The 12,105-nt window shown below is 67.7% G+C and carries 4 protein-coding genes and 1 pseudogene; 2 read left to right on the forward strand and 3 right to left on the reverse strand.

What is annotated here, in order from left to right; translation table 11 throughout:
• Nucleotides 1-689: 689 nt before the first annotated feature.
• Nucleotides 690-2,435, reverse strand: coding sequence for a condensation domain-containing protein (locus tag B207_RS36425; RefSeq protein ID WP_230205325.1), 1,746 nt, complete (start codon nucleotides 2,433-2,435; stop codon nucleotides 690-692).
• Nucleotides 2,436-2,580: 145 nt separating this feature from the next.
• Complete coding sequence (locus B207_RS0130490; RefSeq protein WP_018640490.1) at nucleotides 2,581-3,678, reverse strand: lytic transglycosylase domain-containing protein; 1,098 nt, start codon at nucleotides 3,676-3,678, stop codon at nucleotides 2,581-2,583.
• Between the two features lie 678 nt (nucleotides 3,679-4,356).
• On the opposite strand from B207_RS0130490, the gene B207_RS40910 reads away from it, so the two are divergent.
• Both B207_RS40910 and B207_RS42470 read left to right on the forward strand, forming a co-directional pair.
• Nucleotides 4,357-4,494 (forward strand): hypothetical protein, encoded by a 138-nt coding sequence (locus B207_RS40910; RefSeq protein WP_195905381.1) that lies wholly within the window; start codon nucleotides 4,357-4,359, stop codon nucleotides 4,492-4,494.
• Between the two features lie 782 nt (nucleotides 4,495-5,276).
• The gene (locus B207_RS42470) at nucleotides 5,277-11,219 is read left to right on the forward strand and encodes a DNRLRE domain-containing protein (protein WP_018640491.1); all 5,943 of its coding nucleotides are present in this window, start codon (nucleotides 5,277-5,279) and stop codon (nucleotides 11,217-11,219) included.
• A 641-nt stretch (nucleotides 11,220-11,860) separates the two neighbouring features.
• On the opposite strand, the pseudogene B207_RS40915 reads toward B207_RS42470, so the two are convergent.
• Nucleotides 11,861-12,105 (reverse strand): annotated as a pseudogene (locus B207_RS40915) (ISAs1 family transposase); the annotation flags it as partial.

Below are 12,105 nucleotides of genomic sequence, written 5' to 3' on the forward strand. Positions count from 1 at the left end.
TTTGTTTGGTCGCGCTTTCATCATCCGACTGGAAGGCCACTTCCGTCACTACGGCTGGCCACGTTTTCGGTAATTCGGCTGCCGGAGTTTCTCCGGTGAAGCTCTGCGTCGTTTCCTCGGAATTTGATCCGGGTGTGCGTGGCCTTGATTTGTGCGGCCCATCCCGGGCGAGCGTGGCGGGATCGCATCCAACTCGCTCCGCTCCGCGCAAGGCACCTTGAGGCGCCCCACAACGTGGCTACGGAACGTCACTGATCACAACCTGGTGCGATCTCTGCGCAGCCCTGCCGAACATACCGGAACGTGCCGCGCCGTGCCGGAAAATCCGAGGTCGGGGCGATTTCCGTGCCGGAACGTGCCGGAAAATGCCGCGCCGTGCCGGGACATCCGCGCACACAATGCGCACACACGTCGCCGGCGACTCCTGGACGTAACAGTCATACCAGCCAATACCGGACACCAAAAGCGTGCTGGTTACGGAGGGTGGCCGATCGCGAATCAGAAGGCGTTGGACTGGCCTGTCCGGGACGGATCCAACCGGCGACCGTGCGCGGGCCGGGTGGTATCGACGGTTACTGGTTGCACTCGTCGTCGGCGCCGTCTACGTGTGAAGACCAGGAGGGGGACCGCCGGTGCCACGCCGTTCGGTTCAGGATGCCGGGCTGGTCGGGCGTCGCGCGCCTTGCGTTTCAGCCGTCCCGGTCTCGGCATCTCATGGCAGCAAGACTTGCCGTTTTGGCTACTGTGTCCAGGCTTTCCCGGTAGATGTCCGCGAAGTGGGCGACCCCGATGTGGTCGAAGAGCCGCCGATGGTGGCAGAAGGTCAGCCGGAGGCGGTCGCCGTTGCCGGCGACGCAGATTATGACCCCTTGGGGCATGCCGTTCGTGGCGAGGAACGACAGGTCCTTGATCCGGGGATGGGGCACGGGCGGGAGCGGCCCGGTGTCGGCCTGCCCGATGTTGCTCACCGCGATGCTTGGCGTGAGGTAGGGCCGGGTCACTGCCGCGCCGCATCGCAGGATCGCGACCCGCAGTGATCGGGGCGCGTTTCCCAGGATGAGGGTGATCAGAGCCATGAGGCCGGCCCCGGTCCACTGGTCGCGTGCTTGTTTCGCGGCCACGGTCTGATCCACGATCTTGTGGAGTAGCGTCCGTGGGTCCGTCCGGTCGGCGATGGATGATGTGATCATCGCCTGGCCGGACCAGTTACCGAGGGTGCGGGTACCGTCGCCTCTGGCGGATATGGTGGCGTCCAGTGCCATGCGGACGCTGACCGTGCCCGTGTTGTGGCCTTGTTCGCTGTTCCAGCGTGCCACCGCAAGGTGCGCTGCCGCGATCAGTAGGTCGTTCACGGTCGCCCGCCGACCGTCCGCCGGTGGTACCGGAGCTGGGACAGGAAGGTCCACGCCGTGGATGGCGTAACCGCGCGCGCGCCGGGGGCCGCGCGGAACCAGATGGCGGCGTGCTCGACCGCGCTCGGGGCGCTGGCGTACTTCCGGTGTGGGTGTGGCGTCGGGGTCCGGCGGGCGGGTGGCTGATTGCGACCCCACCACGGTTCGCACCAGAAAGGGCAGCGGCGGAGGGTGCTTCTGGGGGTCGGGGTGGGAGGCGGAAGGCACTGGTGACGGCCTCTCCAGGTCGCGGTGCGGCCGCTGATCCGCGACGTCGGGGGTGTCGCTGCGCGGAGCGGAGGGGTCGGCCGGCGCGCAGGCACCGAGGATCTCCTGGAGCAGGGTCAGGGCGCTGATGCCATCGAGAAGAACGTGGTGCGCGACAAGTCCGACGACGTCGCCGGTGGGACGATGCGCGAGGAGGACCCGCAGCGGAAGGTCCTCTCCCCGCAGGTCGAACGGTCCGGAACACAACGACGCCACGGCCCGCCACACTGCCGGGTCTTTGGCTACCTCGTTTCCACCCTGCCGGCCTGCGACGATCTCGTGGAGAAGACCAACCGCACGGCTCTTCTCAGGCGAGATCTCCCATCCGGCGAAAGTGCCGAGGACGCCGGTGGGGCGCGTCGACACGATGGGATGGCTGGTGAGGGTCCGATAGACCGCTTCTCGTAGTCGGCTGGCGTCCACCCAGGAATCCGTGACGGCAACGACGCCGACGGTGAGCGGTGACCTGCTCCGGTCAGAGGCGAGAATGAAGTCCTCATGCAGTGCCTGTGAGCGCGCACGTGGTGTGACCCGACGCAGCACCCGTACGCCGAGGCGCCGGCGGCTCGAGCGGTCGCCTGTCGCCTCCGGGTCCGGGCGGCGGGCCTCGCCGGCGGGAGCGGGGGGCGTGCTGTCGTGGTCGACAGTCCCGCCGGCAGGTATCAGGCCAGCGGCGCGCTGGTGCCGCGGCTGGCTCGAGACCGCGGCCAGGTGCGCGGCATCGGCGCGACATGGGTTGAGCCCGTCGTTCAGCTCGCCCTCGCTCAGGGTGGACATCGACCTGCCCTTCGGGATCACCATCTGGTCATGGTGTAGGCGCGCAGGGCGATCCCGCGCCGAGACAAGGGTTCCGCGACCGTCGGAGCATCTGGTTGCATCGCGGCACGTTGTTATACCCCAGACAAAGATGATCCCGAGAGGACTAGCCGAGGTTTTGTCCCACCGGCGTCCTTTCTGCCGCCGAGGTCGTCGTCGGTGAAACCCCAGGCGACAGCGCTGGCGCCGGGTCCGCGGACGCGGTGGCCGTCGGGCTCGACTGCGCCGTCGGCGTAGGGGACGGCGCGGGCTGGGCTGTCGCCGGCGGGAGCGGTGCCGCGGGGGCCGGTGAGGGGGAAGCCGTGGGGCGTGGGGTGAGCGGGATGATCGTGATGTCGGGTTCGCCGTCGATGATCGCCGGTCGGGTGGGTGTCGGTGCTGGCCCGCGGTCCGGGCTTGGCGCGGTGGCCGGGGTCGGGTTGGAAGGTGGAGCGGGCTCCGCGACGGTACTGGGCTCGTGCGAGAGAGCCGGGTCGGGGCCCTGGTGGGGAGCGGTGGCGAGGCCTGCCGGTTCGGTCGTGGGCGCTGTGGTGACGGTGGTCGGGGCGGTGGCGTTCTGGTAGCCGCGCATCCAGGCGAGGACGGTGCGGACGTAGGTCTCGGAGGGGTTGTAGGCGTAGATCGCGGACCGTAGCTGGGTGGGGTTGGTCAGATCACGGCCGTGGCTGCACAGGTAGTGACCGGCGGCGAGGGTGGCGTCGTGGATGTTGTGGGGGTCTCGGCGGCCGTCGTTGTTGCCGTCGCGGCCGGCGCTCGCCCAGGTCGTGGGGATGAACTGCATGGGGCCGACGGCCCGGTCGTAGACGGTGTCGCGGTCGAGGGTGCCGTGGTCGGTGTCGCGGATCAGGGCGACGCCGGCGGTGCCGTTGAGGGCGGGGCCGAGGATGGGGCGGGTGATGGTGCCGTCGGGGCTGAGGGGGCGGCCGGCGGCGTGGCCGGATTCGACCTTGCCGATGGCGGCGAGGAGTTCCCAGGGCAGGTGGCAGCCTGGGCTGTCGGTGGTGAGGGTGTGGGCGGCCTCGCGGTAGGCGAGCAGCATGCGTGCGGGAATGCCTTCGTCTCCGGAGCGCAGGGTGAGGGGCGTTCCCTCAGCGGTGGGGCTGTTGTTCTGCGCGGCGGCGCCTGCGGCGTCGTGGGCGAGGGTCGCGGTGGGGGGAACCGTCGGGCTCGTGGCGCTGACGATGGCCGGCTGCAGGGCGGGCATTACCCAGGTCCCGGGGCGTAGTCCCGTCGCTCCGGACACGATGGGTGTGGCGCGGCCGTCTTCCTGGATGGGGGTCCCGGCAGTGCAGAAAAGCAGCAGCGCCGAGGTCAGAAGGGCCGGAAGCAGCGAGGCACGGACCAGGCCGTGGTGCCGGCGTCGCCTGCGGTGGGCCGCCAGATGAGGGCGCCCACGGCGATGCCGCGCCGCGGCGCGGGCCGCCCGGCGGTGGCGCCCTCGTTCCACGGTCGCCGAGGCGCGGTCTGTGCCCTCACGTCTGGTCTGGTGGAGCGGCCGGGTGAAGGTGAGGGTGCCGGTCGACCGGCTTCGGGATGCGGTGGCGCGGGGAACGCTGTGGTGGTGTGGGCCAGCGGCGCGGGCGCTCGCTCGTTCCCGTTGCATCGGAGTGCGGGCGGGTCCTGGTCCTCGGGGTCGGTTCACTGGACGCTCCGGTGGGGCGGACCGTCAATGCCGCTAGCCCACGGCGAGGTGCGTGGCCCCGGCTGTGGGGACGTCAGCCCGCGATCGGACGCCCGCGGGGGCGTGACCGGTGCTCGTGTGTCTGGGCGCTGGTTTGTGGCCTGCCGACGGCGAGCGATCTCCTCTCCGGCGAGGCGGGGCTCGGCCTGCGGCACGGTGATGTCCGCGGTACGCGGACTGTTCTGGGCAGCGTCAGCGTGGATGATCCATCTGCGTAGCGTCTCGACGCTGACGTCCATCTCCGCCGCCACGATCTTGATGGCCTGCCAGGTCGAGGTCTGCTCGGGACGAATACTGGCGACCCGGGCGACAGCACGGGCACGTAAGGGCGGCGGATAGCTCTTAGGACGACCCACGATCCGATTTCCCCCATAACAGAAATGAGGATGTCCCGCCGCGACGGGAATCCGGAAACCAACGAGACCGAGTTCTGGCAACAGACGACCGAAACACCGAGCCATGGTTTCGAACGCACGACGCAGCACACTACTGAGACACGCGCACTGTCGTGACGCCTCTCCCGTTGCTCGCGCGACGGCGAGCGAACAGCGGAAGACCTGAAAATCTAAGGAGCGCCCGCGCGGCCAGCCCTGCGGGTGGAACGCTCCGGGGGAGGACTATGGCACAGCGCAGACCCCCTGTCCGAGAAACAGAGCAAAGAGGTCGGCGCTACACGGGGGCACACCGAGAACCCCAGCGGCACCGACGTCTACAGCACCGTGCCAACGTTTCGCCAAGGTAACAAGAATGTGTGTGATAGACGTCACATTTATTGCGGAGCGTCAAGCATCGACACCCTGACCAGGGAGATCGCGTCACCAGACCCCCACACTTGAGGCTTGTTTGCCCGTTTTGACACCACCAATCGTCACTCTCCGCATCAATGAAGATCTTTTGTGGTGTACCTGTTTTTGCTCTGGGTAACCGGGCCGCAGAGGCGGGGTTTCTTGGACTACTTGCACCTTCCATTCCACGGATGTCATTTTCGGTGATCGCCGTGGTCTTCGTTCCCCTCGGAGACCGCGGCGATGTCGTGTCCCGAAAGGCTCGTGGATCGGAGAGTTCACGTGTTGAGGGCTTCACCGTCACATCGCCGTAGACCGGCAGTCCATGTCCTCTGCGTGCTGCTGGTCGCCGCTTTGGCAGCCACCATCACCCAGTTCCTACCGACTCTGCGTACCAGCGCCTCAGCCGCGCCCACGCAGCCCGAAACCCCCGCACCGACCGGACCGGCTGAGCGACCCGACTTCATCTCGGCGCAGCTTGCCGCCCACGCGGAGAAGCGGCGGATCGAGGTCACGGTCGAGCGGACGGAGACCACCTCGACGTTCGTGAACCCCGACGGCACCGTCACCGTGGAGTCGTTCTCCGGTGTACACCGGATCCGGCGCGGAGACGGCTGGGTGCTGGTCGACCCCACCCTGGTCCTGGCCGACGGCAAGGTGACGCCGAAGGCGGCCAAGGCCGACATCGTGCTGTCCGCAGGCGGCAAGGCCGGCGGTGACATCGCCCGGCTCACCGACGCCGGCAAGGAGGTCGCGTTCGCCTGGCCGGCCGCGCTGCCCGCCCCCGAGCTGGACAAGAACATCGCCACCTACAAGACAGTCGCCACCGACACCGACCTGCAGGTGGAGGTCACCCCGACCGGGTTCGACGTGCGGATCGTCGCCCACACCCCGGCCGCGGCCCAGGCGGCGCTGGCCCTGCCGATGCGGCTCAAGGGCGTGACGGCGGAACGGACCGCCGGCGGTGAACTGCGGCTGTCCGCCGACGGCAAGCTCGCCGCCCGCTCACCGACACCGCTGATGTGGGACGCCCACCTCGACGCCAAGACCGGCCTGCCGGACCGCACCCGCACCGTCGACGCCGCCCTGGAGGACGGCGGCACCGCCGCACCGACGTTGGCCCTGCGGCCTGACAAGACGTGGCTGACAGCGCCCGAACGGCAGTACCCGGTGACCATCGACCCGGCCGCGGTGCTGCCGGACAACCTCGACACCGACGTGGCCAGCGCCTACCCGACGACCAACTTTGACACCTACCAGTATCTGCGGGTCGGCGCGTATCTGGGGTCGGTGCACCGGTCGTTCCTGAAGTTCGACACCACCGCCATCGAGGGGCGGCATGTCACCGCCGCGCAGCTCAACCTGTGGCAGGCGGGGTCGACGAACTGTGACGACCAGCCGACGATCGTGCAGGGCTCCGCGAGCCTGCCCTCCGGCGCGACCTGGAACACCCAGCCCGCCTCGGACGGCACCACGTGGGCGTCCGCCAGCTTCAACGAAGGCGCGGACAACAGCTGCGGCGCCGGACCGGTCGGCATCGACATCACCAGCCTCGTACAGGCATGGTCGTCCAACGCCCAGCCCTCGCCCGAGACCCTGACGCTGCGCGCCGGCAACGAGAGCCTGGACGCCCAGTTCAAATCGTTCTACTCCGGCGACACGGATCTCAAGCCGCAGATCGCGACCACCTACAACTCCTACCCGGGCACGGTCGCCAACCGGTCGACCTCGCCCTGCTCGGCGCAGTGCGGCGGCAGCCCCGCAACGGTCCTGACCAACAGCACCCGCCCGGTGCTGTCCGGCGCGGCCACGGATGCGGACGGCGCCCCGCTGCGCCTCGACTTCGAGGTGTGGAACTCCGCCGGCACCACAAAGATCACCGACGGGTCGGTCTCCGACGTCTCCCCGAACGCGACCGCCTCCTGGACCGTGCCCGCCAGCGTGCTGACCAACGGCACCAGCTACCAGTGGCGCTCCCGCGCCTACGACGGCGTCGACTACTCCCAGGCCTGGTCGAGCTGGATCCCGTTCACCGTCGACACCACCGCCCCCGCCGCGCCCACCTCGCTGACCTCGGCCGCCTGGACCTCCGGCGGCTGGACCGCCGCCACCTCCGGCACCTTCTCCTGGACCTCACCCGGCGGTGACACCGCAGGCTTCCTCTACGGCCTGGACACCCCGTCCCCCACCACGGAGACGGCCGGTACGAGCACCCCGACGCTGAACCCGGCCGCGGGGCTGCACACCTTCTACGTCCGGACCAAGGACACCGCGGGCAACCTCTCCGCGGTCTCCTCCTACAGCTTCGGGATCGGGACCGGGGCGCTTGCCAGCCCGGCGGAGAACGCCCGGGTACAGCGCTTCGTCGTCCTGGAAGGACAGGCGCCCAGTACTCAAGTGTCGGTGACCTACCAGTACCACCTGGGCACGAGCACGGGCGCGACCTGGCATGACGTCCCCGTCGCCGACACCGTCATCGAAGGCACCTCCACCAACCCCACCTGGCCCGCACCGCGTAACGGCTCCGGCGTGTTCGACCGTCAGAATTGGAACATCGGTTTCACCCTTCAGGGCGGAGCCGACGGGCCCATCCAGCTGCGCGCCTGCTTCCGCACCTCCGGCGGTACCGTCTCCTGCACCGCCGCCCGGACGGTGCAGTACGCACGTAACGCCTTCGGGGACACGAACGCCACCTCCGAGGTCGGGCCGGGCTCGGTGGCCCTGCTGACCGGCGACTACTCCGTCTCGGCGACGGACGCCACGCTGGCGACCTACACCGGAAGCCTCACCGTGGGCCGGTCGACCACAACACTGACCCCGCCCCCGGCGACCAGCGACCCGTCCGGAATCTTCGGCCCCGGATGGACGTCGGACCTGCAGGGACCCGAGTCCGGCACCGCGGCCAGCACGCTGACGGACACCACCGCGACCACGAACACGGTCACCTTCACCTCCAGCGAAGGCGCGGCGTCCACCTACTCCAGGACCGGCTCCGGTAGCTACCCGTACAGCTACACCGGGGTCGCGGACACCGCCGTCGACGGGTCGAAACTGGTCAAGGACTCCGCGACCCAGTTCACCCACACCGGCATCGACGGCACGAGGACCGTGTTCGTCGCGAAGACCGTCGGCTCGGCCACCGTCTGGGTCGCCGACAGGGTGGAACAGCCCGGCTCCGCCACCACCTCCACCTACACCACCGACAGCGCGGGACGAGTGACCCGCATCCTCGCCCCGGTTCCGGCCGGAGTCACCTGCACCACCCTGGTCGCGGGCTGCCGGGCCTTGACGTTCAGCTACGCCACCGCCACGACCGCGACCGGTTCCGGGAACGACCCGGCGACCTGGGGTAACTACACTGGGCAGCTCTCCTCGATCTCCATGGCGGTCAACGGCGCCACCGCGGTCGTTGTCGCCCAGTACAAGTACGACACCACCGGCCACCTGCGGCTCGAGTACGACCCGCGGCTCGACAACACCGACGGCTCGCACCTCGGCACCGTCTACCAGTACAACGCCGGCGGCCGACTCTCCACCTACACCCCGCCCGGCCAGGAAACCTGGACCTTCGGCTACGACATCTACAACCGGCTCACCAGTATCTCCCGGCCACGGCCCGCCGGCGCCGGCACCGCCACCCACACGATCGTCTACGGGCTCGCGCTCACCGGAGCGAGCGCACCGATCGACATGGCATCCACAGTGGTCGCCGGATGGGGACAACGCGACCTGCCGACCTGGGCGACCGCCATCTTCCCCGCCAGCCGGGTCCCGTCCAACCCGCCTGTCGCCGCCGACTGGCCCTACGCCGACATCTCCTACCTCAACACCGACGGCCGGCAGGTGAACTCCGCCTCCTACGGCAACGGCGCCTGGCAGATCACCACCACGGAACACGACGCGAATGGCAACGTCGTCCGTGAACTGACCGCGGAGAACCGCAACCAGGCCCTCACCCCGACTGCCGACACCGACCCCACCGTCACCGCCCTCACCGACCCGGCCGCCCGCGCCCAACTCCTCGACACCGACACCGTCTACACCTCCGACGGCGTCTCCGTCACCGACACCTACGGCCCGACGCACCGCATCGTCGACGACACCGGCGCCCAATACTCCGCCCGCCAGCACATCCACACCGACTACGACGAAAACGCCCCCTCCTCCCCCGACCCCTACCGGCTCCCCACCACCATCACCACCACCATCCGCCTCGCGAACGGCACCGACATCCAACCCCGCAAGACCATCAACGGCTACGAACCTAAGAGCGGGGCTCCCGCCACCACCTCCGGCTGGACGCTGCGTAAACCCACCACCCAGACCACCTGGATGGGCGGCGGCGGCGCCACCGACATCGTCCGCACCACCTACTACAACGCGGCCGGAAACCCGGTCGAGGTACGCCAGCCCAAGGCCAACGCCACCGGCACCGACGCCTTCACCACCAGCGCCTCGTACTTCACCGCGACCGGCTCCGGCGGCTGTGTCAACGCCTCCTGGACCGGTCTCACTTGCACCGTCGAACCCGCGGCCCAACCCTCCACCGGAAACCCGCTGCCGGTAACCAGCTACACCTACAACAACCTGAACCAGCCCCTGACCAAGGTCGACACCGTCACCTCCGGGACGACCACCACCCGCACCACCACCTACACCTACGACGCCGCCGGCCGGAAAACTTCCGAAGCCTTCGCCGCCAGCCCCACCGCCAACGGCGGCACCGCCGTCCCCACCGCCACCTACGGATACAGCACCACCACCGGTCTACCCACCACCACAACCGCTTCCTCGATCACCCTGACCACCGGATACAACACCTGGGGACAGGTCACCTCCCAGACCGACGCAGACAGCAACACCACCAGCACCACCTACGACATCGACGGCCAGATCTCCACCGTCAACGACGGCAAGGGCACCTACACCTACGTCTACGACACCGCCACCGAACACCGCGGCCTGGTCACCAGCCTCGGCGTCGGCGCCGGAACCGCCCCCTCCACCTTCACCGCCACCTACAACGGCGACGGCGACCTCACCTCACAGACTTACCCGAACGGCCTTGTCGCCACCACCCGCATCAACAACAGCGGAGAACCCACCAGCCTCACCTACGCCAAGTCCGGCACCCCCTGGCTCACCTTCTCCCAGGCAAGCTCGGTACACGGCCAGGTCCGTATCGACTCCACCCCACCCGCCGGGAAGTTTCTCGGCTACGACCCCGCCGGCCGACTCACCAGCGTCATCGACGCCGTCAGCTACGGCGGACCAAGGATCTGTACCACACGCACCTACACCTACGACACCGACTCCAACCGCACCGCCCTCACCAGCTACCCCGACGCCGGCGGACAACCCGACGCCGGCAACTGCTCCACCAGCACCACCCCCCAGGTCTACTCTCACACCTATGACCAGGCCGACCGGATCACCGACACCGGTTACACCTACGACCTGTTCGGCCGCACCACAACCGTCCCCGCAGCCGACGCGGGTGGAACAGCCGTCACCGTCGGCTATCACGTCAACGACCTGGTCGCCTCCCAGACATCAGGATCAACCACACGCACCTACACCCTCGACCCCGCACGGCGTTCGCGGTCCTGGACAGAAGGTTCCACCACCTCCACCAACCATTACACCACCGCCACCGGCGACAGCCCCGCCTGGATCGGAGTCACTGGCGGAATCTGGACAAGAAACATCACCGGAATGATCGGCGGCCTCGTCGCTACCCAGGACAACACCGGAGCCGTCACTCTGCAACTAGCAAACCTGCACGGCGACATCGTCGCCACCGTTGAAGACAACACGGCTGCCACAGCCATCGCCACCTACGCCGAGTCCAGCGAGTTTGGCGTCCCCTACTTTGCCACCACTGCATACGCCCGGTACGGTTGGCTTGGATCCGAACAACGCTCTCATGATGCCCTCGGCGGCATGACTCTAATGGGCGTCCGAATGTACAACCCGTACAGTGGACGCTTCCTGTCAATCGATCCTTTCCTGGGCGGCAACGCCAACCCGTACGACTACGCACACCAGGATCCCTATAACAAATTCGATCTAAACGGCCTCGCGTCGTGCATGTGGACATTCGGCAAATATATTTGTTGGCCAAATCCGTTGCACGGAATACGTAGAATCGTAAAGTGGGTTTGCACGACAAAATGGTCCCTTGGCTGGACGTACGTAGGCTACAGATGGGCGCGCTTCGCGAGACCAGTCTGGCATGCTACCGTGTACTGCGTCTTGAGATACAACAGCTGGTGGTGAACTTTGCTTTTCTTGAGTAAGCTTAAGAAACCCTTCCGCAGACAGCCGTGGTGGCTGTCCCTCGTCGACACGGTAGTGCTTTTCTGCATCGCGGCAGCCATTTTTCTGGAAGTCCACGGACCCATCGCGATCTCGATCGCTGTACTTCTTGGAATCCTTCTTAGGACACTCTTGGAAAAATGGTTGACAAGGAAACAGTCAAGGTAGATCCGATCAGTTTCAGCGCTAGTTCCTAACCTTCAACAAGTTGCGGCTGATGGGGGTGTTGGCTGATGGGTCGGGGAGCCCGGGAGGATCTCACTCCCGGGCTCCCCGCAGGCTGCGCGAAGGTCGCCCGGGCGGAACCCTGTTGGGCTCCAAAATCCGGGTGCGGCCTGTGAGCTGCTCTTTTGCAGCCCCGGTGATCGCCTGCGGAGGTCGTCAGGCGGCGTTGCGGTACTCGTTGATCGTAACTGGTCAGGCCTCGTAGATCGTTTGTTTTTGGTTTTACGGCGGGCTGGGGCTGTTCGATGGCTCGCCGACCCGGGAGTGTTGACGCGGTGTGGTTGATCGGACCGTAGGGTCCTGTGGGGTGCCAGAAGTCGGCTACCGGTGTCGACCCAGGGCTGCGCGAAGATCGCCTAGTGTGACGATCCATTGCCCTATGTAGCCAGGTAGTGGAGTGCCCGGTAGCGGTCGCCGGCGATGCGCTCGAGGGTTTCCTTGACCTTTCGGACTCCGTGGAGGCGGAGGAGACTCAGCGCGAGGTTGCGGATGGTGGCGAGGTTTCTGGGCCCGTTTCCTCGGGAGGCGTGGCAGGCGTCCTCGCGCCAGGCGGTGTCGCGGATGTAGTGGAGGCGGTTCTCGATTCCCCAGTGCAGGCGGACGTGGGTGTGGATGGCTGCCG

The sequence above is a fragment of the Parafrankia elaeagni genome, from assembly GCF_000374165.1.
Taxonomy (GTDB): Bacteria; Actinomycetota; Actinomycetes; order Frankiales; family Frankiaceae; genus Parafrankia; species Parafrankia elaeagni.